The sequence below is a fragment of the Buttiauxella sp. A111 genome, assembly GCF_014189855.1.
Taxonomy (GTDB): domain Bacteria; phylum Pseudomonadota; class Gammaproteobacteria; order Enterobacterales; family Enterobacteriaceae; genus Buttiauxella; species Buttiauxella selenatireducens.
Window position 1 is genome coordinate 65,681 of the sequence record NZ_BJFN01000004.1, and the last position, 24,554, is coordinate 90,234.

At 52.1% G+C, this 24,554-nt stretch carries 26 protein-coding genes; 10 read left to right on the forward strand and 16 right to left on the reverse strand.

Annotated elements, in window-relative coordinates; genetic code table 11:
• From BSPA111_RS12510 to BSPA111_RS12540, 7 genes are all read right to left on the reverse strand, one after another.
• Complete coding sequence (locus tag BSPA111_RS12510; RefSeq protein ID WP_183271492.1) at nucleotides 1-846, reverse strand: carbohydrate ABC transporter permease; 846 nt, start codon at nucleotides 844-846, stop codon at nucleotides 1-3.
• Nucleotides 846-1,763 (reverse strand): carbohydrate ABC transporter permease, encoded by a 918-nt coding sequence (locus BSPA111_RS12515; RefSeq protein ID WP_255459272.1) that lies wholly within the window; start codon nucleotides 1,761-1,763, stop codon nucleotides 846-848. The genes BSPA111_RS12510 and BSPA111_RS12515 overlap by 1 nt, the downstream gene beginning before the upstream one ends.
• On the reverse strand, nucleotides 1,764-3,029 hold the full coding sequence (locus BSPA111_RS12520) for an ABC transporter substrate-binding protein (RefSeq protein WP_183271493.1): 1,266 nt from the start codon (nucleotides 3,027-3,029) through the stop codon (nucleotides 1,764-1,766).
• Between the two features lie 286 nt (nucleotides 3,030-3,315).
• Nucleotides 3,316-4,431 carry a Gfo/Idh/MocA family protein gene (locus BSPA111_RS12525; RefSeq protein ID WP_183271494.1) on the reverse strand — a complete coding sequence of 372 codons (1,116 nt, stop codon included), beginning with the start codon at nucleotides 4,429-4,431 and terminating at the stop codon, nucleotides 3,316-3,318.
• Between the two features lie 6 nt (nucleotides 4,432-4,437).
• Nucleotides 4,438-5,496: a sugar phosphate isomerase/epimerase gene (locus BSPA111_RS12530; RefSeq protein ID WP_183271495.1), complete on the reverse strand. Its 1,059-nt coding sequence runs from the start codon at nucleotides 5,494-5,496 to the stop codon at nucleotides 4,438-4,440.
• Nucleotides 5,496-6,584 carry a Gfo/Idh/MocA family protein gene (locus BSPA111_RS12535; RefSeq protein ID WP_183271496.1) on the reverse strand — a complete coding sequence of 363 codons (1,089 nt, stop codon included), beginning with the start codon at nucleotides 6,582-6,584 and terminating at the stop codon, nucleotides 5,496-5,498. Before BSPA111_RS12535 ends, BSPA111_RS12530 begins: the two co-directional genes overlap by 1 nt.
• Complete coding sequence (locus BSPA111_RS12540; RefSeq protein WP_183271497.1) at nucleotides 6,574-7,821, reverse strand: MFS transporter; 1,248 nt, start codon at nucleotides 7,819-7,821, stop codon at nucleotides 6,574-6,576. Before BSPA111_RS12540 ends, BSPA111_RS12535 begins: the two co-directional genes overlap by 11 nt.
• 303 nt (nucleotides 7,822-8,124) lie before the next feature.
• Between BSPA111_RS12540 and BSPA111_RS12545 the strand changes: the two genes are divergently transcribed.
• On the forward strand, nucleotides 8,125-9,096 hold the full coding sequence (locus BSPA111_RS12545) for a LacI family DNA-binding transcriptional regulator (protein ID WP_183271498.1): 972 nt from the start codon (nucleotides 8,125-8,127) through the stop codon (nucleotides 9,094-9,096).
• A gap of 38 nt (nucleotides 9,097-9,134) precedes the next feature.
• On the opposite strand, the gene BSPA111_RS12550 is transcribed toward BSPA111_RS12545, so the two are convergent.
• A complete protein-coding gene (locus BSPA111_RS12550) occupies nucleotides 9,135-9,560 on the reverse strand; it encodes an ester cyclase (RefSeq protein WP_183271499.1) in 426 nt (141 codons plus the stop codon).
• A 102-nt stretch (nucleotides 9,561-9,662) separates the two neighbouring features.
• On the opposite strand from BSPA111_RS12550, the gene BSPA111_RS12555 reads away from it, so the two are divergent.
• Both BSPA111_RS12555 and BSPA111_RS12560 read left to right on the forward strand, forming a co-directional pair.
• Nucleotides 9,663-10,598, forward strand: a complete 936-nt coding sequence (locus tag BSPA111_RS12555) for a LysR family transcriptional regulator (protein ID WP_183271500.1) — start codon at nucleotides 9,663-9,665, stop codon at nucleotides 10,596-10,598.
• 145 nt (nucleotides 10,599-10,743) lie between these two features.
• On the forward strand, nucleotides 10,744-11,652 hold the full coding sequence (locus BSPA111_RS12560; protein WP_255459285.1) for a hypothetical protein: 909 nt from the start codon (nucleotides 10,744-10,746) through the stop codon (nucleotides 11,650-11,652).
• A 48-nt stretch (nucleotides 11,653-11,700) separates the two neighbouring features.
• Here BSPA111_RS12560 and BSPA111_RS12565 read toward each other — a convergent pair whose 3' ends face one another.
• Nucleotides 11,701-13,059, reverse strand: coding sequence for an esterase-like activity of phytase family protein (locus tag BSPA111_RS12565; RefSeq protein WP_183271502.1), 1,359 nt, complete (start codon nucleotides 13,057-13,059; stop codon nucleotides 11,701-11,703).
• A 185-nt stretch (nucleotides 13,060-13,244) separates the two neighbouring features.
• Here BSPA111_RS12565 and BSPA111_RS12570 point away from each other — a divergent pair, with 185 nt between their 5' ends.
• A complete protein-coding gene (locus tag BSPA111_RS12570; protein ID WP_183271503.1) occupies nucleotides 13,245-14,783 on the forward strand; it encodes a methyl-accepting chemotaxis protein in 1,539 nt (512 codons plus the stop codon).
• Nucleotides 14,784-14,836: 53 nt separating this feature from the next.
• Here BSPA111_RS12570 and BSPA111_RS12575 read toward each other — a convergent pair whose 3' ends face one another.
• Complete coding sequence (locus tag BSPA111_RS12575) at nucleotides 14,837-15,949, reverse strand: cobalamin-independent methionine synthase II family protein (RefSeq protein ID WP_183271504.1); 1,113 nt, start codon at nucleotides 15,947-15,949, stop codon at nucleotides 14,837-14,839.
• Between the two features lie 241 nt (nucleotides 15,950-16,190).
• On the opposite strand from BSPA111_RS12575, the gene BSPA111_RS12580 reads away from it, so the two are divergent.
• Complete coding sequence (locus BSPA111_RS12580) at nucleotides 16,191-17,108, forward strand: bestrophin family protein (RefSeq protein ID WP_183271505.1); 918 nt, start codon at nucleotides 16,191-16,193, stop codon at nucleotides 17,106-17,108.
• A 49-nt stretch (nucleotides 17,109-17,157) separates the two neighbouring features.
• On the opposite strand, the gene BSPA111_RS12585 is transcribed toward BSPA111_RS12580, so the two are convergent.
• Nucleotides 17,158-17,661 carry a DUF1993 family protein gene (locus tag BSPA111_RS12585; protein WP_183271506.1) on the reverse strand — a complete coding sequence of 168 codons (504 nt, stop codon included), beginning with the start codon at nucleotides 17,659-17,661 and terminating at the stop codon, nucleotides 17,158-17,160.
• A 78-nt stretch (nucleotides 17,662-17,739) separates the two neighbouring features.
• Complete coding sequence (locus BSPA111_RS12590) at nucleotides 17,740-18,129, reverse strand: rhodanese-like domain-containing protein (RefSeq protein ID WP_183271507.1); 390 nt, start codon at nucleotides 18,127-18,129, stop codon at nucleotides 17,740-17,742.
• A 122-nt stretch (nucleotides 18,130-18,251) separates the two neighbouring features.
• Between BSPA111_RS12590 and ftrA the strand changes: the two genes are divergently transcribed.
• Together ftrA and BSPA111_RS12600 are read left to right on the forward strand one after the other, a co-directional pair.
• Nucleotides 18,252-19,232: a transcriptional regulator FtrA gene (gene ftrA / locus BSPA111_RS12595; protein WP_183271508.1), complete on the forward strand. Its 981-nt coding sequence runs from the start codon at nucleotides 18,252-18,254 to the stop codon at nucleotides 19,230-19,232.
• Between the two features lie 63 nt (nucleotides 19,233-19,295).
• The gene (locus tag BSPA111_RS12600) at nucleotides 19,296-19,646 is read left to right on the forward strand and encodes an RcnB family protein (RefSeq protein WP_183271509.1); all 351 of its coding nucleotides are present in this window, start codon (nucleotides 19,296-19,298) and stop codon (nucleotides 19,644-19,646) included.
• A 71-nt stretch (nucleotides 19,647-19,717) separates the two neighbouring features.
• On the opposite strand, the gene BSPA111_RS12605 is transcribed toward BSPA111_RS12600, so the two are convergent.
• A complete protein-coding gene (locus BSPA111_RS12605) occupies nucleotides 19,718-20,011 on the reverse strand; it encodes a hypothetical protein (protein ID WP_183271510.1) in 294 nt (97 codons plus the stop codon).
• Between the two features lie 308 nt (nucleotides 20,012-20,319).
• Complete coding sequence (locus tag BSPA111_RS12610; RefSeq protein ID WP_183271511.1) at nucleotides 20,320-20,613, reverse strand: hypothetical protein; 294 nt, start codon at nucleotides 20,611-20,613, stop codon at nucleotides 20,320-20,322.
• Nucleotides 20,614-20,751: 138 nt separating this feature from the next.
• On the opposite strand from BSPA111_RS12610, the gene BSPA111_RS12615 reads away from it, so the two are divergent.
• Nucleotides 20,752-21,162, forward strand: a complete 411-nt coding sequence (locus BSPA111_RS12615) for a GFA family protein (protein WP_183271512.1) — start codon at nucleotides 20,752-20,754, stop codon at nucleotides 21,160-21,162.
• Between the two features lie 37 nt (nucleotides 21,163-21,199).
• Here the strand turns inward: BSPA111_RS12615 and BSPA111_RS12620 are convergent, their stop codons facing one another.
• Nucleotides 21,200-22,222: a DUF2157 domain-containing protein gene (locus tag BSPA111_RS12620; RefSeq protein WP_183271513.1), complete on the reverse strand. Its 1,023-nt coding sequence runs from the start codon at nucleotides 22,220-22,222 to the stop codon at nucleotides 21,200-21,202.
• A gap of 101 nt (nucleotides 22,223-22,323) precedes the next feature.
• Between BSPA111_RS12620 and tam the strand changes: the two genes are divergently transcribed.
• On the forward strand, nucleotides 22,324-23,085 hold the full coding sequence (tam, locus tag BSPA111_RS12625) for a trans-aconitate 2-methyltransferase (RefSeq protein WP_183271514.1): 762 nt from the start codon (nucleotides 22,324-22,326) through the stop codon (nucleotides 23,083-23,085).
• Nucleotides 23,086-23,132: 47 nt separating this feature from the next.
• On the opposite strand, the gene BSPA111_RS12630 is transcribed toward tam, so the two are convergent.
• Nucleotides 23,133-23,573 carry a multidrug/biocide efflux PACE transporter gene (locus tag BSPA111_RS12630; RefSeq protein WP_183271515.1) on the reverse strand — a complete coding sequence of 147 codons (441 nt, stop codon included), beginning with the start codon at nucleotides 23,571-23,573 and terminating at the stop codon, nucleotides 23,133-23,135.
• A 109-nt stretch (nucleotides 23,574-23,682) separates the two neighbouring features.
• Here BSPA111_RS12630 and BSPA111_RS12635 point away from each other — a divergent pair, with 109 nt between their 5' ends.
• Nucleotides 23,683-24,549, forward strand: a complete 867-nt coding sequence (locus BSPA111_RS12635; RefSeq protein WP_183271967.1) for a LysR family transcriptional regulator — start codon at nucleotides 23,683-23,685, stop codon at nucleotides 24,547-24,549.
• The last annotated feature ends 5 nt before the right edge of the window (nucleotides 24,550-24,554 follow it).

A 24,554-nucleotide genomic window follows, 5' to 3' on the forward strand; every position in this document is an offset into this window, starting at 1 on the left:
TTATCCCTTAATCGCTCCGCTGGTAAGTCCGCTGACAATACGTTTCTGGAAGATGAGCACCAGTATGATAATCGGCAATGTCACCACCACCGACGCCGCCATAATGCTGCCCCACGGCAGCTCAAAAGTTGATGCGCCGCTGAACATACTGATTGCCACGGGTACGGTGCGTTTATCGCCGGAAATAATAAACGTCAGGGCAAACATGAATTCGTTCCACGCGCCGATAAACGCCAGCAGCCCGGTGGTGACCAGTGCAGGAGCCAGAATCGGTGCGAACACGCGGCGAATAATGGTCCAGGTTTTCGCCCCATCCACAATCGCCGCCTCCTCCAGCTCAACCGGAATCGACTTCATAAAAGTGGTCAGCACCCAGACGGTGAACGGCAGAGAAAAAGTGGTGTACGAAAGCACCAGAGCGCCGAGCGAGTCATAAAGTCCAAGAAAGCGCACCAGCTCAAACATGCCGGTTAGCACCGCTACCTGTGGGAACATCGACACGCACAGAATGGTGAACAGAAGGAATTTACGCCCACGAAACGGCACTCGCGCCAGCGCAAACGAGGCGGTGATCGCCACCAACAAGCAGATGCCCACAGTCACCGACGCCACCAGCACCGAATTAAGCAGACTGCGGGCGATGCCATTATCGACCAGCGCCACCACATAGTTATGCCAGTGATAACCACTGGGCAGATACGACGGTAAAAACAGCTCCTGCCCGGTGCGCAACGACGTCAGAATGGCGTAATAAAATGGGAAAACGCAGAACAGCACGGCGAGCGTTGCGCCTGCATAGATAACCAGATGGTGACCGAATTTTCGTTGCCGACGCGTGGTTTTCATCACCGCTTCTCCTTTTCGTTCAAACGTGAAACGCGGATAAAGCAGGCTGCAATCCCCGCCACCATCATGAACACCAGCACCGAGGCTGCCGAGCCGACGCCCATATCCTGATAGGAGATGATTTGCTCACGGGCATAACCGGAAACGGACATTGTCGCCTCGCTGTTGGAGGTCAGCACGAAAATCAAATCGAAGATGCGCATCGCGTCCATGATGCGGAAGATCAACGCCACAATCATGGCGGGCATGATTAGCGGTAGCGTGATGCGCTTAAACCGCTGCCAGGCACTGGCGCCATCTACGCGTGCGGCTTCGTAAAGATCGGTGGGGATCAGTTGAAGGGCCGCCAGCAACATTAATGCCATAAACGGCGTGGTTTTCCAGACATCAGCAATTACCACCGCCCACATCGACAGCGACGGTTCAGCAATCCACGCCAGATGCGCCTGGTAACCGAATATTTTCGCCAACAAGTCGTTCACCACGCCGTACTGATCATGGAACATCCAACCCCACATTTTGGCGCTGACGATAGTCGGAATGGCCCACGGCACCAGGATCGCCGTACGCACCAGCCCCTGGCCTCGAAACTTCTGGTTCATCAGCAGTGCCAGCAGCATGCCAAATAGCAGTTCTAACCCTACAGACACCACGGTAAACCACAACGTGTTACCGACTGCCTGCCACCAAAGCGGATCAACCAGCACGCCGCGGCTGTCACCACCGTTTGCGGCGTAATAGTTTGCCAGCCCCACCATTTGGTACTCGGACGGGTTGTCGAGCATTGCATTGGTGAAACTGAAAAAGAAGGTGCGCACCAGCGGCCAACCCGCCGCCAGTGCAAGAAGTAAGAGTGCGGGCGCCACCAGTATCCATGCGATACGGCGACGCCGCTGTTGGTAACCTGAGTGCGCCAATTAATGCCAGTCCTTACCTTTGACGCGTTCCAGACGTTTTTCCAGATCCGCCACGGCAGTCTTGCCGTCACTGCCGCCATTGAGCACCTTAAAGGTCACGTTGAAAATGGCGTTAGAGACACGCGGGTACTGGCTTTTGGTTGCCGTTGCCGGACGCGGAACCGCATTGGCGAAAATCTCTTTAAACAGCGTCAGATGCGGCGCGGTTTCCAGCACCGCTTTGTCCTCATATAAGGCCGAGCGCGTCGGTGCGAAGCCAAGATATTTCAGCTGCATTTTCTGCGAGTCGGCGTCGGTGAGGATTTTCAGCAGCGCAATGGCCGCATCTTTGTTTTTGGTGTTCGCATTGATTGACCACTGCCAACCGCCAAGTGCGTTGGCCGATTTGCCATCCGGCCCGGCAGGAAGTGGTGCGACGCCCACTTTGCCTTTCAGCGGGCTATCAGCCCCTTGTGAAAGCAAATAGGCGTAAGGCCAGTTGCGCATAAACAGCGCGTCGCCGTTCTGGAACACCGAACGCGATTCTTCTTCTTTGTAGCCTAACGCCCCTTTCGGGGTGATTTTCCCAATCCAGCCCGCCACCATATCCAGCGCGGCGGCGGCCTTCGGATTATTAATGGTCACGTTCCCTTTTTCGTCGATGAACGTGCCACCGCCGTAAGAATCAATCCATTCCAGCGCGTTACAGGTCAGCCCCTCATACGACTTACCCTGGAAGATCATGCCCCAGAAGTTTTTATGCCCGGCTTTGCGTTCTTCTTCCTGAATTTTGGTGGCGATACGCGTCAGGTCTTCCCAGGTTTTTGGCGGCTGTTCGTTGTATTTTTCCAGCAGATCTTTGCGGTAATAGAGCACACCCGTATCGAGATAAGCCGGAACCGCTTTGACTTTGCCGTTCACCGTGTCGTTTGCCCATGGGCCGGGGAAGAAATCGCCTTTCATATCGGCAACCGCATCGGTCAAATCGAGCGTTTGCTTATCCAGCAGCCCCACCCAGATGGTATCGGACTGGAACAAATCGACTGCTTTCTCATCTTTGGCCGCAAACAATTGCTGAAGTAAAGCCAGCTTCTCGTCAGATGCTGCAGGAAACTCGATGAACTCCAGCTTGTTGCTGGTCTGCTTTTCAAAACGGTCTTTGACGTAGTTGCAGTATTCCTTACCGCCGGGGGAGATCGGACATTCCATACGCAGAGTATCGGCCAGCGCGGCATTAGAAACGCCCGCCAGCGCTAAGGTAATAAGACTTAACGTCAGCTTTTTCATTGTTTCCTCTTTTGTTCAGACCAAATCGGAGGGAGGTGAAAAAACAGCACACCATTCAAAAGGCTAGTTAATAACCAATCCATGCGGCAACTTAGCACCCTAACCTTTGTACAAATTCTCGACGTGGTGCACGTATCGCTATTTTTTATTTCACTTTTGCGAGAGACACACTACGCGGCTCTGTTTTGATACGGTTTGGGGCAATATCGCTATCGCCCCGTCAATACCGTGAGAAGAGAGAAGTGTGATGCAAAGATTGAGGGAGATGACACGCAGCTCGGGAGGCTCACCACTCCAGCCATTCTCCGCCGCGTTGGCTACTTTCGCGTATTGCCTCAATGAATTTCATGCCGGAGATCCCCTGCTCAATACCCGGCAGCAAGGGCGCACTGCCGCCACGAATTTTGACGGCGGCTTCGCGGTAGATTTGCGCGAATCCTTCCAGATACCCTTCAGGATGCCCGGCAGGTGTTCGGCACTGGTGGCGCACTGAATCGTGGTTGTTCACCCCGTTTCGCGTGACAGTGTAACTGTTTCCGTGATGTGGATGGATTTCCAGAATTTCAGGCTGCTGCTGACGGAAGCTGATGCTCGCCCTGCTACCCACAATCCGCAGACGCAAATCGTTTTCAAAACCGGGTGCTACCTGGCTTGCCCATAAACGCCCTCTTGCACCATTGGCATAGCGCATTTCGGCGTACACTTCATCATCCAGCACCCGCCCTGGAATACGGGTTAATAGTTCACCACGCACCACTTCGGGCTCCATACCACTGACAAACGCCGCCAGTTGCCAGGCATGAGTGCCAATATCCCCGATAGCCCCGGCACCCGCCATCGCAGGATTACCGCGCCAACTGGCTTGTTTGTTGTCAGTCAACTCAAGGCGGTCGTTCAGCCAATCCTGCAAATACTCCACTTCAATGGCACGAATATCGCCGATTTCGCTGTTGGCAATCCGCGCGCGGGCTTCGCGCACCATCGGCAGTGCGCTGTAGTTATGGGTGAGAATAAAGTGACGGCCAGTGGTTTCGATGACCTGCGCAAGCCCCCTTGCTTCGGCAAGCGTGACACCGAGCGGTTTATCGCAAATCACGTGAATGCCGTGTTCCAGAAAAGCCTTTGCCACCGGAACGTGCAGGTGATTAGGCGTCACAATCGAGACCGCTTCGATGCCATCCGGGCGTGCGGATTCGCGCAGCACCATCTCCTGCCAGCTTGCGTAACAGCGATCACTTTCGACAAACAACCCTGCGCCGCTGCGCTTTGCGACTTCAGGTGAAGACGAAAACGCCCCGGCAACTAACTCAAACTGATCATCAAGCCGTGCGGCAATACGGTGTACGCCGCCAATAAACGAGCCTTCACCGCCACCGACCATACCTAAACGGATACGTTTCATGGTTACTCACTCCTCCAGCCCGAGCATACGACGCACCGCAGATGTTTCACTTTTGCTGTTTGCGAAGTCGTCAAAGGCATAGTCGGCCACCGGAATAATATGATCGACGATAAATTTGGCTCCTTCGCGCGCGCCCGCATCGCCTGATTTCAGGCAACACTCCCATTCAAGCGTAGCCCATCCGGCATAGTCATATTGAGCTAGTTTGCTGAAGATCCCCTTGAAGTTAATCTGCCCGTCGCCCAACGAACGGAAACGGCCTGCGCGGTCAATCCACGGCTGATAACCCGCGTATACGCCACTTTTTGCAGATGTTTGAAACTCAGCGTCTTTAACGTGGAAGGCTTTGATTCGCGCGTGGTAGTGGTCGATAAAACCGAGGTAATCCATGTGTTGCAGCAACATATGGCTCGGGTCGTACAGAATATTGCAGCGCGGGTGGTTATCAACCAACGCCAGAAAACGCTCGAAGGTGACGCCATCGTGCAAGTCTTCGCCGGGATGTAACTCAAAACAAACGTCTACGCCCGCTTCATCGAAGCAATTTAAAATAGGCAACCAGCGGGCGGCTAATTCACGAAACGCCTCGTCAATCAGCTGTTCGTTACGCGGCGGCCACGGGTAAAAATAGGGCCAGGCCAGTGCCCCAGAAAAAGTGGCATGCGCTTTCAGGCCTAAATTTTGTGAAGCGCGTGCGGCCTGTTTCAGGCTATTCACCGCCCATTGCTGACGAGCGCTGGCATCGTGTGCCACTTCCGGTGGCGCAAACCCAGAAAATGCCGCGTCATACGCCGGATGCACCGCAACCAGTTGCCCTTGCAGGTGAGTTGAAAGCTCGCTGATTTCCAGCCCACTTTTTGCCAACACAGCGCGAATTTCTGCGCAGTATTCCAGGCTTTGTGCGGCTTTGGCGAGATCGAAAATATGCGGTAAGTGTGTGGGGACTTGTACGGCTTTATAACCCAGACCCGCAGCCCAGACGGCAAGGGAGTCCAGCGAATTAAACGGGGGGTTATCCGTAATAAACTGCGAAAGAAAAATGGATGGCCCTTTCAGGGTTTTCATTACAACATCTCCTTAATCATCACCGTGCGTTGTTCACGAACCGCGCGATCCGCCGCCAGCACCACGGCCAGGCTTTCAATCGCCTGCTGCTGATGAAGCGCCAAATCGCTATCGTCGTATATGGCACGGGCAAAAAACTGTTGTTCGAGTTGGCACAAGGCGAAGTGGTCAGGCTCATGGGTTGCCGTCACCCACTCATCCTTATGAGCAAACTCGCCCTGCGGATTTAATTGGGCATGATGAATGCGTAACGACTCGGTACGCGTGTGCGCCTCGACATTCGCCGATTGCCCTTCACCCGCGGCTTCTCGCGCCACGATGGACACCGACCCCAGCGGGCCAATGACATCTTTAATAAAGAAGGCCGTTTGGCTCATCATCGGCCCCCAACCCGCTTCGTACCAGCCGACTGAACCGTCGGCAAAACGCACCTGAAGCTGGCCGTAGTTAAACTGCCCAAGGGGAATGTCGTCACTCAGGCGCGCGCCCACTGCGCTCACTGACAGCGGGCTGGATAGGGTCATCTGGCACATCACATCAAGGTAATGCACGCCGCAATCGACGATGGGCGAAAGCGACTGCATCAACATTTTGTGCGTGTGCCAGGCGCTACCGCTGCTTTGCTGATTGAGGTTCATGCGCATAACCAACGGTTTGCCAAGCCCGTGTGACAGCGTAATAAACTGCTGCCAGACGGGGTGATGACGCAGGATGTAGCCGACCACCAGTTTCTTGTCCGCAAGCTTTGCCGTCGCAACAACACGCTTTGCCCCGCTCACCGTTGTGGCAAGCGGTTTTTCAAGAAACACATGGCAACCGGCGGCAAGCGCCGTCAGCGCCAGCGCCTCATGGCTATCAGGCCAGGTGGCAATGCATACGGCATCAGCCTGAGTCTCTTTAATAGCCTGCTGCAAATTCTCGAACAGCGGAATGTCGGCCCCCAACTGCGCTTTCAGGTGAGTTTTCGACTCCCCGCGGGCCACCAGCCCGCAGAGTGTAAACTCGTCCAAATGCTGATACGCAAGGCTGTGGGCGGCCCCCATATTTCCGCAGCCCACGACCAATACGCGCAGCGGCTTATTTGCCATTCTGCTCAGCCTCTTTGTAATTGAAAGTGAAGAAGAAGATGGCTGAAATCACTACAGCGGCAATCGCTGGCATCCACCAGAACTGCTGCCATTGCAACAAGCCTTCGGCACCCTTCGCCGTCACCGAGCGGTTAAACACTGCGCCGCTGATTTGCGAACCTATCAGCATCCCTAAGCCATAGGTAAACAGCACTAACAGACTTTGTGCTTGCCCCTTCACTTTGTTCCCCGCCACTTTATCGGTGTAGATAAAGCCAATAACGAAGAAGAAGTCGTAACAAACCCCGTGCAAAATGATGCCGATGTAGATCATCCAACGGGTTTCTTCGGTGATCCCTAGCGCGAACATCGCATAGCGCAGGAACCACGACAACATACCGATCAGCAGCATCATCTTGATGCCAAGACGGCGGAAGAAGAACGGGATTAGCAGCATAAACAGCAGTTCAGACATCTGCCCGAGCGCCATGACGCCGCTGACGTTTTCAAAACCGACCGCCGAAATAAACGGTGCGGCATAAGCGTAATAAGCGGCCAGCGGAATGGAGATCAGCGTGGCGCAGATGATAAACACCATAAAGTGGCGTTGCTTGAGTAGCGCGAACGCATCCGCACATAACAGGTCACGCATCGACAGCGGTTTGCCACGATCCGGCGCAGGCGTATTCGGTAGCGTAAAGCTGTAGATCCCCAACACCACGGAGGCAATGGCGGCCAGCGTGAAGATACCGGTGCTGTCTGAAAGCCCGCTGGTGCCGACAATCAAGCCCGCCACAATCCAGCCGATGGTGCCGAATGCACGCACCACCGGGAATCCTTTTTCACTGTTTGCCAGACTATGGAATGCCACGTTGTTGCTCAGCGCGATGGTAGGCATATAGCAGAGCATGTAGGCGAAGATTATCCACAGCAGACCGCTCTGCCCACTTTCGAACATGCCAGGCAGCCACCACAGCAACGCCGCGCCGACCAGGTGCAGTACGCCGAGCACTTTCTGCGAGGCGAAGAAGCGGTCAACCAACATGCCCAGAACAAACGGCGATAAAATGGACGCAATCGGCCCGGTGGAATACGCATCGCCAATTAACGCGCTCAGGCCGTATTTGCCCATCACCACACCGAGGGTGACGTACCAGGCCCCCCAGACAAAAAACTCGAGAAACATCATTAACGACAGGCGTGGAATCACCCATTTATGGGTAACCACTTGTGCTCCAACAGCCGATTGAGAAGACATAAATCCTCCACTACAGGTTGCATCATTTATAGGTATGCCCTAAATAATTCGAGTTGCAGGAAGGCGGCAATCGAAGGAGTCCCGATGAGCTTACTCAAGTAAGTGATTCGGGCGACTGAGTGCAGCCAACGTACCTGCGGCTTGAAGAATGACGGGCATGTTTTTGTAATCGATTACATTCGCAGATCATTAAAAATGTAATCGATTTCAGCGGGGTTACCATCATGCTGATGAATTATTTGGTAGTATCAATTCAATTATGGAATGTGGTTCACAATTCAACCGATCGTGCAAAGGATCAACATGTCGATAGATAAAGTAGCGCGAATTGCGGGGGTTTCTACTGCGACTGTATCCCGTGTGCTGAACGGCAATCCTGCCGTGAAACCCGGCACGCGCGACAAAGTGCTGGCGGCGATCAAGGCGTGTGAGTATCAACCTAACCTGCTGGCGCGTCAGTTGCGAACCTCACGCAGCCGCATGCTGTTGGTGCTGGTGTCAAATATCACCAATCCCTTCTGCGCCCGCGTCGTGCGCGGCATTGAGGAAGAAGCGGAAAAGCACGGTTACCACATTCTGTTGTGTAATTCGGAATCCCGCCTGACCCGTGAATCGGCCTATTTGCGTCTGTTGAGCGGTAAAGTGGTCGACGGTGTTATCACCATGGATGCCATCAGTTGTTTGCCGGGGCTGACGACGTTAATCGGCGACTCGCCGTGGGTACAATGCGGCGAAGGCGATCCCGGTTATCGCGCCTCGTCGGTCACGATTGATAATTTTAAAGCGGCCGCCGCCGCAGTCGAGCACCTGACCAGCGCGGGTTACAAACGTATCGCCTTGATTAACGGCGATTTACGTTATCTCTATTCTCAGCAGCGGGAAGCGGGTTATCGCGCAGCCTGCGGCAAAAACTGGCAAGCCGTGGTGTATGCCGATGGCCTGGAATATCAGGCCGGAGTGCAAGCGATGGCGGAACTGTTTACCCTGCCAGAACCGCCTGATGCAGTTTTCGCCATTTCCGATGCGCTGGCGGGCGGCGCACTGCATTTCGCCCATGAACAGGGCCTGCGCGTACCTGAAGATGTCGCCATCATGGGCTTTGATGGCGTCCCTTTTGGCGCTGTCACCTTCCCTCCACTCACCACCATCGAACAGCCGATGCATCAACTCGGCGTGCGCAGCGTGCAGCTTCTGCTTGAGCGCATTGATAACCCGGAAGTGGAAACAGTGAATGAGATTCTGGAGTGGACGTTGGTCAGTCGGGGATCGGTATAATGTGTCGGATAGCGCTAGCGCTTATCCGACATTCAAAATTATTTATAGTTAATAATCCCAACCTGCTTCGCCATAAATAATTCGTTTCGTTCAACGATTTCTTCTACCACTTTGCCTTCAGCATTAAAGCGGAAATACGTTAACGCCGTCCATGTGACGTCTTTACCGTGAACATCAAATCCATGCCAGGTATTTGAGCCACGAGCGACATGTTTCAGATGCACCACCACCACATCTTCAGTCACCACCTCTTTGCTGAAGGTAGTGGAAATAGATTCATAGCGATCAATAACATGCTCGGTTAACGCACGTTTAAAGTTTTCAACTCCATGAATAGGCGCATCGCAATCAGGGCGGTGAATAATTACGTCTTGATCAAAATATTCCGTCACGCGCTGTGCATCTTTCCCATCGACGCAATATTTAAAGTATTTTTTTACCGTTTCCAGGTTATTCATCTTCATGTTTTACACTCCGCTTGGATTATTTAAATGGAGTCTAAGTCGGTTTGTGATATGCGTAAATAGCATATATATTGCACGTGGTATTCATAAAACGGATAGCACATGAGACTCGATCGGCTGGAACGCTGGGCGACCGTGCGGCACTTTCGCCTGGCCATCGCCCTCTTTGAATATGGCAGCGTGCTTCACGCTTCACGCGCGTTAAATGTATCCCAACCCACTGCCAGTAAATTGCTGCAAGACCTTGAAGATGCCGTCGGTGCAAAGCTGTTTTTGCGAAACCGCCGAGGAGTGACGCCGACCGAGCTTGGCCGCGCTTTTGTTGATCGCAGTAAAATGGTGCTGGCTCAGCTTGACCATGTTTCGCAGGCAATTAACGCCCTCGGCAAGGGGCATGCCGGGAGAGTGGCAATTGGCAGCGTGTTAACCGGCTCGAGCTATATCGTCCCGGCCGCCATTGCGCACCTTAGCGCGACCCGACCCGATATTCGGATAAAAATTGTAGACGGCGTCAGTGGTGAACTCGTCCCACGCCTGATATCCGGAGAACTGGATTTCTTAATTGGCCGATTATCCGATATTAGTTCCAGCGCCGTGGTGGCCCAGCAACCCCTATTTAGTGAAAGCGCCATGATCGTAGCCAGACGCGGTCATCCGCTGGAACAAAACCCCCATGCAACATTAGAAGCATTAAAAAAAGAGTCGTGGATTTTACCGCCACCTGAAACCACGTTACGCAAGCAATTCGATAACATTTTTAATCATGAAAATATCGACCCACCCCACGCTTCCATTGAGACCGTTTCATTCTTCAATATATTGTGGCTATTAAAGAAAACTGACTTGTTGGGGATCCTCCCGCAATCTATCGTCACGGATGCGGCCTACAGGAATGATCTTGTTCAGCTTTCGTCATTTCCCCCTCTTGTGCTGGAGCAAATTGGAATTTCCCGGCTAATGGGCTCTGAATTGTCCCCCGCCGCCTCGGCGCTGGTGGAATCCATACGCAGCGTAATGGAGATCAACGTTGCAAGATAAACGCTATGAATAAATTAACGCTTCTATAATAAATAGGATTGCGATTACCTTTATCTTATTGAGTATTCAGCATCTTGTTGAATGAGGGTATGAGAAGAACATGACGGTACAGGTTGCGCGCAGTTTTATTTTGTTCGTTGCGTTAATGCAGGCCAGTTCGGCGTGTTTCGCCGCGGCCGCCATTAACCCCAAAAAACACGCCGATTCGGTGCTCGCGCTAATGAGTTACACCGTCTGGCCTGACATCACCGCCAGCGACCTGAATATCGGGAGCGGAGGTGGTGAGAAGCAAGCCCTTTCCATTACCCAATTCGGCGGCGGCGCGACCGTAAGCAAAGAAGTCCCTATCTACCTTGAAGGAACGATGGGTTACAGCCGTTATGACCCGCAATTTGTTCTGTCTGACGGTACTGAAACTCGCAAAATACCGACTAAATGGAACAGTCTTACCGCCACCGGGGGGATTGGCTGGGATTTCAGTCTCTATACCGATAAATGGGGGGGCAATCTGGTATTGCGTCCCATCGCCAATTTTATGCTGGGTACCATGGCCAGTGATTTACGTATTGGTAGCTATGTCTTCAAAAGGCGCACCAACGCAGATTTCGATTTTCTCAATGGTGGGCGACTCAATGCGTATGGGCTAGGCGGTTCGCTGATGCTCGATTATGAATTGTTCTCAAAGCCGCAGGATATCGATGTTGAGTTGCGCTATTCCAATATGACCCTGCAAAGTTTCAGTGGCACTTCAGAAGCAGTCCAGGGCGAGGCCAACTCGCAAAATCTGGGGCTGTACCTGCGCCGCCGGGCGCCTATTTCCGACTGGGAACTGCTCAATAAACCGCTACGTTATGTGATGGAAGGTGCACATACGGAATATCTGGGTGAACAGCGCGGCCAACTCGGGTTTAACAGCCTGTCGTCCGTTGGGTTAGGGTTAGAACTCGACAGCAGTGATTATGATGTGTTCATCACCCGCACGCGGCTCGTTGCCCGTTATATGTTCGGCAATAACACCAACGGTTACGGCGTAGGCCTGGCGATGAGTTTTTAAGTTCAGGAAAGGTGGATGTCGCTTACGCTCATCCACCCTGAGCATCCGCTACTTCAACGCTTCCGGCAACTTAATCACCCACAGCTCGTTTTGCGATTCGGGTTTCTCCAGCGGTTTTAAGGCGATTTTAGTCGCGACTTCTTTACCGTCACGCGTCAAATGACCTTTGCCATCCACTTCATAATCGTCGGCTTTTGTATCCCCGGCATCCGGGTTTTCTAACACTGCTTGCAGGCCGAAGTCGTTGTCATTAATGATGGCGATCGTTTGGCTATCAATCAGTGTCATACCTTCGGCTTTCTCTTGCTGCCAGCCGAGTTTGCGCAGATCAACAACCTCTTTTTTCTCTGCCAATTTGATGCCACGTGCCGCCAATTGCGCCGCGTCATCAAATTCAGGTGCTTTTTCTTTATCGAAGGTACTCAGGTCACTTGCCTGGCGAAGATCGACCACATAAACCAGATTGCGCATCACTTTATTTTTATCGCCGCCCTGTTCGATGATCAGCAGGCGGTTATCGTCCAGCGCAACAATGTCACCAATTTTGGCGTCTTTGGCCTTCTTGTAGGCATCGACATCAATCGGGTAGCCATACATCTTGGTTTTACCCGTTTGCGGGTTGAAGCTCACCAGGCGAGTAAACTGCGCACTGTTTTTACTTTTACCGTCGATATCCAGCGTGCTTTGTACCGCCGCAATAATCCGCCCATCCGGCATCCGCGTAATACCTTCAAAACCACGGTTGGCCTGGCGCCATTTGAGAATGTTCGGCAAACCGCCCGCAACACCCTGCTCGCCTTGTTCTGCCTGCGGGCCGTACTTTTTGAGGATTTTCCCATTGCTGTCGATATTGATGATGAATGGGCCGTATTCATCGCACAGCCAGTAACCGCCGTTGCCGTCAGGCGTAATACCTTCGGTGTCCAGCCCGCGTTTGTCGCCTGACAATTGCTGCAAGGTATCGCTCAACGCGATTTCATTCGTCGCGCCAATCAACCCTTCTGGCAGAGGCAAACCGCTGATGGGGCCGTTTTCGTCATGCAGCGCGTGGGCTTCTGTGGCCAGTGCTTTGCCATCGGCCACACGCAGGGTCATCATCAATGGGACATATTTCGGGTTGGCAAAAATTTTCGACTCTTTTTTACCTGATTTTGGCGAATCCGCATTCGGGCCGCGATCGGTCACGGTGGCGAAAACCAGCGTTTCCCCTTCTTTACCCACAAACTGTAAGCCTGATCCCACGCCAACCGGTAATCCATCCGGGAAATTCGTGGCATACGCCCCCTGATATTCAACATGGTCACCCTGCGGAAATGTGACAACGTAACGGTCAACGTGCGGCTCCGCTGCCTGACTAGCCAGAGGTAACAAAGCGGTCAGTAATAACGCAAAAGGTTTTAATTTCATGATGTTCGCATCCGTCGTATTGGTCACCCATTTTGGTAAACGAGGTATAAAGCAACGATATGACACAATTATGACTATTTTCTGATGTGATTATTTGTATGGCTAAACATCCCGCCCGCCTTGCCGATAACCCTTTTGTACTGGCTGAAACGAGTCAGATCTTTTTTTTAACACAAGGGTATCGTATGTCAGTCAGACGTTTTTCGATTCTGGTTTTCAGCACATTGCTGATTATTTTCCTGGTCAGCACCGCATCAAACATCTGGTCATTAACCCGCAGCAATCAATCTCTGGATAACGTAAACCGTGAGATCAACGTGGTGTTATCGGTGATCGACCCGATTAACCACAGCCGCACCATGCGTGTTCGCGCAATAGAGGCGTTAGAGGAGCGTGAGCAAGGGTTGAACGAACAAGGACAGCAGGCGCTGGAAGGCGCGCAGGTCGTGCTGGGTAAGGCTAACTCTGCGTTTCAGGCTTATCTTGAAGCACCAAAACAACCGGGCGAACAGGTGCTGAGCGATGCTTATCAGAGTGCGTTTGTGAACTATCGTGAACAAGGTTTGCAACCTTTGCTGGATGCCGTCAAATCCAACGATGTCACGCGTGCTCGCACGCTGATGACATCCACCCTGCCACAACTGGATCGGCAGTTTGAGATAACGCTGGATAAACTGCTGACGTTTCGTCAGCAACACGCGCAGCAACTGAATCAGGATGCACAAGACAGCTTCAAACAAAGCCTGATGAGCATCGCGATTTTTGCGCTGATCTTCGCCGTCATTCTTGGCGCAGTCTACTGGCTGCTGAAAAAACGGGTGCTGAACGAGCTGGATAAAGCGAAATCCCATTGCACGGAAATCGCCAACGGCTTGCTGCATACGCCGATTGTCGCCACCGCCAAAGATGAAATTGGCGCGATGATGCGCGAGCTTGAGCAGATGCGTGTTTCTCTGGCAAATATTATCGGCCAGGTGCGCGAGTCGAGCCAGACCGTGGCTTACGCTTCTGAAGAGATCGCCGCCGGGAACACCGATCTCTCCGCCCGTACCGAAGAACAGGCATCATCGTTGGGCGAAACCGCCGCCAGTATGGAACAGCTTACTGTTACGGTGAAACTGACTTCTGACCATTCTCACCAGACAAATAAACTGGCGAGTGGCATGTTAGTTGCGGCCAATGACGGTAATGAAATTGTCAGTGAAGTTATTGATTCAATGCGTAATATTGAATCGAGCTCCAGCAAGATCGATAACATCATTAGCATCATCGAAGACATCGCTTTCCAGACCAATATTCTTGCGTTGAATGCGGCGGTAGAAGCCGCACGTGCTGGCGAACAAGGGCGTGGATTTGCCGTCGTCGCAAGCGAAGTGCGCAATCTGGCGCAACGTTCGTCGGTAGCCGCGAAAGAGATCAAAGAGTTGATTGAGCTTTCTGGCGAGCAGGTCAACATTGGTAGCAATCTGGTTAACCGCGCGGGCGAAAGCATGCAGCGTATTTCCAATGCGATTAAGCAAGTGACCAGTTTGATGGAAGAGATTGCGGTGTCTACCGGTGAGCAAAGCCGTGGCATCGAGCAAATCAACCAGGCCGTGGTGCAAATGGATGTGGTGACACAGCAGAACGCCGCGTTGGTAGAACAAGCTTCCGCGGCGGCCATGTCGCTCAAAGAGCAGTCACAGGCGCTTAATGAAACCGTGGCGGTGTTTAAGCTCGCGTAAAATCGGTAACAAGGGTGGATATTGCTGACGATCATCCACCCTGTATCCCCTCGTTACCAGACTTTCGCTGCAAGCTCCGTCACCAGACGCACTTTGTCCCATTGCTGTTCCGGTGTCAGGCTATTGCCCTCTTCTGTTGAAGCAAAACCACACTGTGGGCTCAGGCAGATTTGGTTGATATCGACAAATTTCGCGGCTTCTTGAATGCGCGCCTGAATCAACTGCGGATTTTCCAGCTCGCCATTTTTAGTGGTGATCAGGCCTAAAACTACCTGCTGATGGCCCGGACGCACAAAGCGCAAGGGTGCAAAATCACCGGAGCGATCGTTGTCATATTCAAGGAAAAAGGCATCGACGTTGACCGTACCAAACAGCACTTCAGCCACCGGCTCATATCCCCCTTCTGAAATCCACGTCGAGCGGAAATTGCCGCGGCAAACATGCAGGCCGACTTTCAAATCATCCGGTTTGGCTTCCAGCGCTTTATTCAGCACTTGTGCATAGATTTGTGCGAGTTGGTCCGGGTCATCACCACGCTCGCGGATCTCTTTACGCTGGGCGTCCGAACATAAATAGGCCCACACGGTGTCATCAAGTTGCAGATAACGGCAGCCTGCGGCGTAAAACGCCTGAATCGCATCGCGCCAGGTGGTAGCGAGATCGTCAAAATACGCCTTTAAATCAGGATATACCGTACTGTCGATAGCATTACGGCCACCACGGAAGTGCAACACACTTGGGCTAGGAATGGTCATTTTCGGCACGGCGTTGCCGCTGATACTTTTCAGATAGCGGAAATCGTCCAGCATAGGGTGTTCACCAAAACCCAGTTTGCCCACAACCCGTACGCTATGCGCTTTGGTTTGCACACCGTTGAATTGAATGCCCTGTTCTGACTCGTAGCGTTCCACACCTTGCAGACCATCAAAAAAGTCAAAATGCCACCAGGCACGGCGGAACTCGCCATCCGTCACGACGTGCAGGCCGCAAGCGCATTGCTGTTCAACCGATGCGCGGATGGCGTCATCTTCTACTTTTCGCAACTGAACGGCGTCTATTTCACCCACGGCAAATGCCTGGCGGGCATTTTTAATGGTGGCAGGACGTAAAAAACTACCGACGATGTCGGCACGGAATGGCGCTCGATGGGATAAAGACTGGGGCATGTGATTTCTCCGCTGACCCGGCTAACTGATTTAGCGAGGTGATAATTCATTATTTGAACATTTAGCCATCTGGATGGCTATCTTATGAAGTGGAGAATGGCAGATGCAGTGCATGTGGGCAAACGACGTTCTTTCATGAATATTGAAAATAATTCATGTTGTTAAGACAATGTGAAGTGTAAGTTGATCTACGTCACAGTTTGCCGTTAAATATGCTGTCCTGTTTTTGAGCCTCCCAATTATGATTGTTCGTCCGCAGCAACACTGGTTAATCCGCTTATTTGTCTGGCATGGTTCGGTTCTACAAAAAATCTATTCACGCCTGCTGTTGAATGTCGCGCTCTCGATTAGCGTGATTTTCTTTCTACCGTGGTATGAAACACTCGGCATAAAACTCACCATCGCCCCCTTCAGTATTCTTGGTGTCGCAATAGCGATATTTTTGGGTTTCAGAAATAGCGTCTGCTACGCCCGTTTTAACGAGGCCCGTACGCTGTGGGGGCAACTGGCTATCACTCAGCGTTCGTTATTACGCGAGACAAAAAGCCTGCTGGGCAGCAATGAAAGCCAGATAACGGCTTTTGTGAATTTGCAGATTGCGTTTTGCCATGCGCTACGGCTGACATTACGAAAGCGCCCGGTAGATGAGACGCTGAAGAAATACCTGTCCAGCGATGACTTACAGTGGGTGAGTCAAAGCCATGGACCATGCAATCGTATATTGCTGCTGATGGGGGACTGGTTAGCCGATAAGCGCAAACAGGGCCTGATTTCCGACGTCGTGTGGAGCAGTCTGAATCATCATCTTAACGATCTTTCGACGGTTGCCGGAGGCTGTGAGCGCATTGCCGGTACGCCAATACCGTTCGCCTATACGCTTATTCTGCATCGTACTGTCTATCTGTTTTGTATCATGCTGCCGTTTGCGCTGGTGACCGACCTGCATTACATGACGCCATTTTTGTCGGTGTTTATTTCGTATACCTTTATTTCGCTCGACACTCTGGCAGAAGAGCTGGAAGAGCCGTTTGGCACGGAAGACAATGACCTGCCGCTGGATGCCATTTGCAACACCATTGAGCGGGATTTACACGATATGGATGAGAGCGAGCAATTACCCGAGAAGTTGCGCCCGAACCGCCATTATAAACTCAGTTAACGGGCGCATTTCCTTCGGATTAAACCCAAGCTACTTCAGGATGCAGGGTTTAGAAGATCGGGCCGACAAAATCACGCTTCCCTAGCGGCACGCCTGCCTGACGCAGAATGTCGTAAGCCGTAGTGAAGTGGAAATAGAAGTTCGGCGTGGCAAATTTATACACATAGTTGCGGGCGGTGAAACGCAATTCATGCTCGCGTGCCTTCACCACGATTGGGCGCTCGTCGTCGCCATCGAGTTGCGCATCGGTAATGCCTTTCATGAACTCAACCGTTGCGGCAATGCGAGCCTGAAGCTGCGCGATCGTCGTTTCAGTATCTTCCATTACCGGCGCTTCAATGTCGGCCAGGCGTGCAACGGCACGTTTCGCCATATCCGTGGTGATTTGTACCTGACGCACCAGCGGGTACATGTCTGGCGCAAGTGCGGCCTGCAACAGACTTTCTTCAGATTTGTTGTTCTCTTTCGCCCAAACAGCCGCTTTTTCAAGAATGGCGGACAGGTTGCTCAAACCGAGGATGAACTGCGCATTGGTTTCGCTATAAATCGACATTGTTACTTCCTTTAATCATCACAAAAGTGAAGCCCAGATTACACTCAGTTAGCGTCCTGCGGGTAGCAGATTCACCACTCAGGCAAAGCTAAATCCCTCATCAGCCCAACCCGTAATTCCGCCAATCATTATTTTCACCGGACGCCCCAAACGCGCCAGTTTAAGCGCTGCGCGGTCGGCACCGTTACAATGTGGCCCGGCGCAGTAAACCACAAATAACGTATCCGCAGGCCATTCACTCATGCGCTCAGCAGACATATCCCGATGGCGTAAATGCAGCGCCCCTGGAATATGGCGACGGGCAAAGGCTTCCGGTGAGCCCACGACATGCAGCAGGACGAAATCCATGTCTTCTTCTTTCATCGCACTGTGAACATCATCGCAATCTGTTTCGAGGCACAGACGCTGGAAGAAATGAGCGGCGGCGATTTCAGGACTTGCAGCGGGAAAATCAGTAACGTAACTCATAGTGATTCCTCATGATGGTGAATGAATAGTGCTGAGTTATCACTATAGAGCGCGGGGTGTGTCTTGACGTGTGGCATAAATGACAGATAACGTGAAGATCATGACAATCGCCTGGGGCACTCATGCAAAACCCTCTTGTTGTCGCACTGGCGTATGACGGCCTGTGCACCTTTGAATTTGGTGTGGTTGTGGAAGTCTTCGGCCTGCCACGCCCGGAAATGGGCGAAAACTGGTATCGCTTTGCGGTCGCAGGAATCGAGCCCGGAGAACTTAAAGCGACCGGCGGGATCCGGTTGGCGGTGGACGGCGGTCTGTCTCTACTGGCACAAGCCGGAACGATTGTTGTACCTGGCTGGCGTGGAGCCGACGAACCCGTTCCCGAGGAATTATGCGAGGCACTACGCGCGGCACATTTGCGCGGTGCGCGAGTGATGTCGATTTGCTCCGGCGTGTTTGTGCTGGCCGCCGCTGGCTTGCTTAACGGTTTACAGGCTTCAACCCATTGGCGTTATACCGAAAAACTGCAACAGCGCTACCCAGAAATTCAGGTGATGCCGGATGTGTTGTATATCGATAACGGTTCGGTGCTGACCTCCGCAGGCAGTGCGGCGGGTATTGATTTAAGTCTGTATCTGGTACGGCGAGATTACGGCCAACTGGCCGCCAATAGCGTGGCTCGCAGGCTGGTTGTGCCACCGCATCGCGTCGGCGGCCAGGCGCAGTTTATCGAACAGCCGGTGCCTGTCGCTTATGAAAGCCAGCGCCTCAGCCCGCTGTTTGATTATCTGCAAAGCCATCTTGCCGATGAGCATACCGTTGAGTCGCTGGCGGCTTTTACCGGCATGAGCCCGAGAACGTTTTTACGTCGTTTTTCCGCGACAACCGGCACTACGCCTTCACGTTGGTTGCTCAATATGCGCCTGACACGTTGCCGTGATTTACTGGAAAGCAGCACGCTGTCAATTGACGAAATTGCCGAACGTGTTGGTTTTGGGAGTACCGCCACATTGCGCCACCATTTCCGCGCTAAGTTATCAACAACGCCTGTTGCCTACCGTAAGACATTTACTTCAGGTAACGAAAAAATGATTACCTCACGCTAAACAACGTGATAGAGATAACGGCATTATTTTGAAATTGAGCAGATGAATTTATCTGGAGTTGAAATGCGTAAATTGAATGTGTTGTTTTTTTCCGCGGCCCTGATGGCCGGTACTTTGCCAATGGCGTTCACAGCTAACGCCGAAAATGCGCCAGGCGCATCCCCTGCTGGGCAAACTTCTTCTTTTGAAATCACAGAGTTCCATGCAGATTACAAGCCATTCAAAATTGGCGACATCGTGCCGGATTTATACCGCACTAAGCCTTATCAGATTGATGCCTGGCAAATCAGACACCTGCCAGCGCCAGAGGCCGGGAGCCACTGGACATATATGGGCGGGAACTATGTGTTGATTACTGACGCAGAAGGGAAAATTTTACGCGCCATGAATGGCGATATTTTCTACGGGCACTAATTTTTTTGAAGCACTAAAAGAAAAAACCCTGACGCAACGCCAGGGTTTATTTTTCACTCACTCAACTCACATCAGAACCAGCACGTCGTGCCGTTATCCGCCTGACTTCCCCCCGTTGAAGCACAAGTTGGCAGACGTTTACCGTCATGGGTAATCATCGGCGTTTTGCTCTTATGGGCCACAGTATGTTTTTGATTCTGCGCTTTGCTTTTGTTGACATTGCAGCTGCCATCCGCCTCGGAAACTTGCGTACAACCGGAATGCTCAAGTTTGGCGCGGTAAGAGGCAGAAATTGCGAATGCCGGAGAAACCGTTCCTGCGACCAGTGCAGTGGTTAACAGTGCAAGGATAATCTTTTTCATCATTAACTCTCTTTTCTAAATATTATGAGTAAAACAGTGCCCCTGTTTTACATTGTGTTTGCTATATCCTTGCAGGCCCTCATTCCCGGAATGCTGTCTTGCTCGTTGGCAAGTCCATTGGGCAGGCTGCGATTCTGTCTACTTACATTCATAGCGTAAATGATCAAGAGGTGAAGTATTGCGTTGAATCAACCCCGGTTGAAACATCGTCGTCCCCAGGAGTTGTCTGATTGAATAATGACGGTGGGTTACAAATACGCTGAAGGGATGAACGAAAAAGCCCAGCACCAATGGATGCCGGGCCAGATTTATTACGCGGTACGCATCGCTTTAATCTTCGAGTAACCGTACTCAAAAATCATGTCAGTGGTACACATAAAGACAATCACATCACCCGACCCGCATTCTTCCAGCGTTTCGTTTAATTCCGCATCAAACTCTTTCGACAGTTGCGGCATCAACATCTGCATGTCGCCTGGATAATCTTCATCTTCGTCTGCTGGCATATCTTCAATTTTTGAACCGCGCACCACATAAACCAACACGTTTTTGTCGTTGAACACGATTGGTGCACGCAGATGCTTGCCCGTAGGATGCTTAGCCATTTTGTTACCCTTTTTCTTTATGCTGGAAATTTGGCGCTATCCTCGCAAAAGATGATGCGAAAAGACAGCCTCAGTGTAATGACAAGCCGTCGTTACCCACTAAGCTTGTCGGATATCAAAACTGAAACTGAGGTTAGTATGAATCAAAAAATGGCTGCGAAATGTCACTGTGGTGCCGTCGCCTTTACCGTGGAACTCACCGATGGATTTAATACCATTCGCCGCTGTAACTGCTCATTTTGCCGCATGCGCGGTGCGATCGCAGTCTCAGCTCCGCTCTCTGGTATCGACGTTACCAAGGGCAAAGATAAACTGACTGAATACCGCTTTAACACCGGCGAAGCGGTGCATTTTTTCTGTTCCGTATGCGGGATTTACACCTTCCACCAACGCCGTTCCAACCCCGAACAATACGGCGTTAACGTTGCCTGCATCGAAGGGGTTTCTCCGTTTGATTTCCCTAAGGTCACCGTTATGGAGGGTGCTCATCATCCGAAAGATGGCGGGGGTGGCGTGGCGGGGTATTTGACCTTTACAACAACACCATAAGTCGGGTGAGGATACCCATCGGTATCCTCATTAAGGACTAACGCCCTTCCCCAATTCGCCAAATTTTCTCCGCGTAGCGACCAACCAGCGCCAGCGAGATGGCAAGCAACAGGAAGAAAATCACTTTGTTGGTGCCGTCCCAGAACAGTTCGAAATATCGCGTGTAGAGATTAATGCCGAGAAAAGTTAACCCGAACCCACGCAGCATGCCATCGTCGGTTTTCAGGCTTATCCAGATGCACGCCACTGCCGCCAACGCAAACAGCAAAGACCAGTGCAACAGTTCAATTTGGCGCACGCTCTGCCAGATATCGACATCGTAATTGCCAAATATCGACAAAATCCACAGCGCGATAAACAGATACAGCAGCCCCATCGCTTTGCTGACGTTAAATAAATTGCGCTGCTGTAATGGCGTTTTAAGTAAATAACAGGCCGCCAGCAGCACGGCTCCGAATAACACAAATCGAATCGGGTAGTTCATGCCGAGCCAATATGCCCCCCATCCCGAAGCATAGCCCGTTGAGGAGCCGAAGAAGCTGCCTAATGCCAGCAGACAAAAAAGCCAGATAAGCCCCGAACGCGCCAGGTAGCCCATCACGCCATAAATCGCACAGCCCAGTAAAAATAGCGGAGCGACATTCCCGCTGCCGTTGTCCAGCGCCATGCCGACCTGCGATAAACTGAGCGCGGTGAATAACACGCCGAGGAACACGATCGCCTCATTGCTGTAGCGTTTTCCCGGTGTGCGTTTTTGGCGCTGAAAACCCCACGCGTAAAAAGCCATGGCTATTATCGCCAGAATAATGGCGCGGGTGGCATAGCCAAAATTAAACAGCAACGCCAACAGATATTCATCGGCGACCAGACTTCCGATGGCGATAATCACGCAAGCCAGCGCTACCCAGAAGGCGTAGCGGCTCATACGTTGCCAGTCAAAAAATTGCACCGAGAGATGTTGTTGCAGCCGCTGTTGTTCAGCCGCATCGATGACCCCTTCCTGACGCCAACCTTCCAGGGTGCGCTGGACGATCTTTTCCTGTTTGCGTGTTACTTTCATAAGGTTTTCCTGACCTGATTCCTGGCGTCACGTTACAACATTTTGTCGTAACCTAAGACAGGACACTTTCTGATTAGTGAATTTTAGCCGAGGATAAACCGATGCAGGACTGGAACCCCGCTCTCTATTTGCAGTTTGAAGCCGAACGCACCCGCCCGGCAGCTGAATTGGCCGCACGACTCAAGCACCCTGGTGCGCAACATGTTTCTGATTTGGGTTGTGGCCCCGGTAACAGCACCGCACTGTTGTGTAAAGCGTTCCCACAAGCGACGGTCACGGGCGTTGATAACTCCCCGGCGATGCTGGAAAAAGCGCGAACCGCTTTGCCTGATTGCCAGTTTGTGAACGCGGATGTGGCGCTATGGCAGCCTGAGGTGAAGCAAGATGTCATTTATGCTAATGCGTCTTTGCAATGGTTGGGCGACCATGCAACGCTGTTTCCACATCTTGCCGCACAACTCGCCGACAACGGAGTTTTAGCGGTACAAATGCCGGATAACTGGCAAGAGCCGACACACACACTGATGCGCCAGGTGGCTGCTGAGTTGGGTAGACCGGATTCAGGACGCGAAGCATTACTGGACGCACAAGAGTATTACGATGTGCTGGCACAATCAGGATGCACGGTGGATATCTGGCGGACCACCTATTTCCACGTGATGCCGTCTGCGCGAGCGATTATTGACTGGCTTAGTTCCACCGGTTTGCGCCCGTATCTCGCAAACCTTGATAACATTCAACAGCAGGCGTTTCTTGAGCGTTATCACGCATTTTTACAGAAAGCCTATCCGCCACAATCCGATGGCAATGTGCTGATGTTGTTCCCGCGTCTGTTTATTGTGGCGCGGAAAGCATCGGCCTGATGCCCTTCTGAGGCAGCGTTTCGACTTCACGCCAAAACGCTGCACTGTTATTTTGTGGAAACGGCCTGCCCCTGATACCAGCGGACACGCAATGTGTCGAAGGCCCAGTTATAAATCACGCTATACGGCAGGAAGAACAGGAAGAAACCAATCTCGACCATAAACGCCTGAAGCAGGGTAATGTCGAGCATCCAGGCAGCTATCGGCAAGCCGATCAGGATAAAGCCCCCTTCAAACCCTACGGCGTGCGCCACACGCAACGGCATTCGGCGCTTTTGGCCAACGGGGAAAAACTTATCGAAACCTGCGTTATAAATCATGTTCCATACCATCGCGACGGTCGACAGCATAATTGACAGCGCGCCCATCTGGAACAGCGGCTTATCCATAATCCAGGCCGCTACTGGCGCACAAATCGCAATCGCGATAACTTCGAAACCCACCGCATGCACGATGCGTTCGGCAAATGTTCTTTTTTGAGATTGCATAATCCACTCCAGACTCAGTCATAACATTGTGACTATGTCGCACATTGTCATCGATATTAGTGGTAGAATAAAGTCATTAACCATCGATAAAAACGATACATGCAGAATGATGAAATACTCTCCTGAATCCCTCGAAGCGTTTCTGCAAGCGGTTGAAACCGGCTCGTTCTCTGCGGCGGCTCGCAAACTTAAAAAGAGCCAGTCAACGGTGAGCAGTGCGATTGCCAATCTGGAAGCCGATCTCGGCTTGACGCTGTTTGACCGCCAGAGCCGACAGCCAATGCTGACCGAGCAGGGTAAGCACATTTTGCCGTACATCCAGTCGATTATGGCGGCAAGCGAGCGGCTCAATGAAGCCTCGGTGCGCCTGGGCTCAGATGTGGAACCGCGCCTGAGTTTTGTGCTGTCTGATGTCTGGCAAACGGCGCATCACGAATCCATTCTCCAGCGTTTTTCGCAACGCTTCCCGGATATCGAATTTGAATGCCTGATTGCCGAAGATGAAGACGTTATCGACCTGATTCAGATTGGCCGGGCGCACGTTGGCGTGTTGCGTGTGCAGCCACGTTACCCGGTTGATGTCAGCGTGGCGCGTTTGCAGGTCGGTGCAGAAATGGCCATTTTTATTCATCGACAGCATCCGTTAGCCCAATTGAAAACCGTTGAAATGGACAGTTTGCAGACGGTCCGTCAACTTCGTCTGAGCACATTTACTGATCCAACACGTAATAAAAGCGGCGGCCCGATGTGGTCTTCACCGTCGTTGTTGATGCTGCTGGAAATGGCGGAACAAGGGTTTGGCTGGGGGATTTTACCGCGTTGGTTGGTTAAGCAGTTTGGACACAATATTTTGCAGGAGCTGCCTGTTGCAGGCTGGCCACAGCGCATTGAAGTTGATGTTATCTGGTCAAATAAAACGCCCCCAGGACTTGCAGGGCGTTGGATGATCGATCAGTTGCGGATGCAGGAAGGCTAAGAAGG

Coding starts and splice junctions, on each gene's coding strand:
- BSPA111_RS12610 (WP_183271511.1), bottom strand. CDS start 20,613: ATGGCTAAGCATCCTACGGGCAAGCATCTGCGTGCACCAATCGTGTTC.
- BSPA111_RS12510 (WP_183271492.1), bottom strand. CDS start 846: ATGAAAACCACGCGTCGGCAACGAAAATTCGGTCACCATCTGGTTATC.
- BSPA111_RS12530 (WP_183271495.1), bottom strand. CDS start 5,496: ATGAAAACCCTGAAAGGGCCATCCATTTTTCTTTCGCAGTTTATTACG.
- tam (WP_183271514.1), top strand. CDS start 22,324: ATGCAGGACTGGAACCCCGCTCTCTATTTGCAGTTTGAAGCCGAACGC.
- BSPA111_RS12585 (WP_183271506.1), bottom strand. CDS start 17,661: ATGTCGATTTATAGCGAAACCAATGCGCAGTTCATCCTCGGTTTGAGC.
- BSPA111_RS12575 (WP_183271504.1), bottom strand. CDS start 15,949: ATGCCCCAGTCTTTATCCCATCGAGCGCCATTCCGTGCCGACATCGTC.
- BSPA111_RS12525 (WP_183271494.1), bottom strand. CDS start 4,431: ATGAAACGTATCCGTTTAGGTATGGTCGGTGGCGGTGAAGGCTCGTTT.
- BSPA111_RS12565 (WP_183271502.1), bottom strand. CDS start 13,059: ATGAAATTAAAACCTTTTGCGTTATTACTGACCGCTTTGTTACCTCTG.
- BSPA111_RS12540 (WP_183271497.1), bottom strand. CDS start 7,821: ATGTCTTCTCAATCGGCTGTTGGAGCACAAGTGGTTACCCATAAATGG.
- BSPA111_RS12560 (WP_255459285.1), top strand. CDS start 10,744: ATGCAGGCCAGTTCGGCGTGTTTCGCCGCGGCCGCCATTAACCCCAAA.
- BSPA111_RS12600 (WP_183271509.1), top strand. CDS start 19,296: ATGCGTAAATTGAATGTGTTGTTTTTTTCCGCGGCCCTGATGGCCGGT.
- BSPA111_RS12580 (WP_183271505.1), top strand. CDS start 16,191: ATGATTGTTCGTCCGCAGCAACACTGGTTAATCCGCTTATTTGTCTGG.
- BSPA111_RS12635 (WP_183271967.1), top strand. CDS start 23,683: ATGAAATACTCTCCTGAATCCCTCGAAGCGTTTCTGCAAGCGGTTGAA.
- BSPA111_RS12615 (WP_183271512.1), top strand. CDS start 20,752: ATGAATCAAAAAATGGCTGCGAAATGTCACTGTGGTGCCGTCGCCTTT.
- ftrA (WP_183271508.1), top strand. CDS start 18,252: ATGCAAAACCCTCTTGTTGTCGCACTGGCGTATGACGGCCTGTGCACC.
- BSPA111_RS12545 (WP_183271498.1), top strand. CDS start 8,125: ATGTCGATAGATAAAGTAGCGCGAATTGCGGGGGTTTCTACTGCGACT.
- BSPA111_RS12605 (WP_183271510.1), bottom strand. CDS start 20,011: ATGATGAAAAAGATTATCCTTGCACTGTTAACCACTGCACTGGTCGCA.
- BSPA111_RS12535 (WP_183271496.1), bottom strand. CDS start 6,584: ATGGCAAATAAGCCGCTGCGCGTATTGGTCGTGGGCTGCGGAAATATG.
- BSPA111_RS12590 (WP_183271507.1), bottom strand. CDS start 18,129: ATGAGTTACGTTACTGATTTTCCCGCTGCAAGTCCTGAAATCGCCGCC.
- BSPA111_RS12630 (WP_183271515.1), bottom strand. CDS start 23,573: ATGCAATCTCAAAAAAGAACATTTGCCGAACGCATCGTGCATGCGGTG.
- BSPA111_RS12520 (WP_183271493.1), bottom strand. CDS start 3,029: ATGAAAAAGCTGACGTTAAGTCTTATTACCTTAGCGCTGGCGGGCGTT.
- BSPA111_RS12555 (WP_183271500.1), top strand. CDS start 9,663: ATGAGACTCGATCGGCTGGAACGCTGGGCGACCGTGCGGCACTTTCGC.
- BSPA111_RS12620 (WP_183271513.1), bottom strand. CDS start 22,222: ATGAAAGTAACACGCAAACAGGAAAAGATCGTCCAGCGCACCCTGGAA.
- BSPA111_RS12550 (WP_183271499.1), bottom strand. CDS start 9,560: ATGAAGATGAATAACCTGGAAACGGTAAAAAAATACTTTAAATATTGC.
- BSPA111_RS12570 (WP_183271503.1), top strand. CDS start 13,245: ATGTCAGTCAGACGTTTTTCGATTCTGGTTTTCAGCACATTGCTGATT.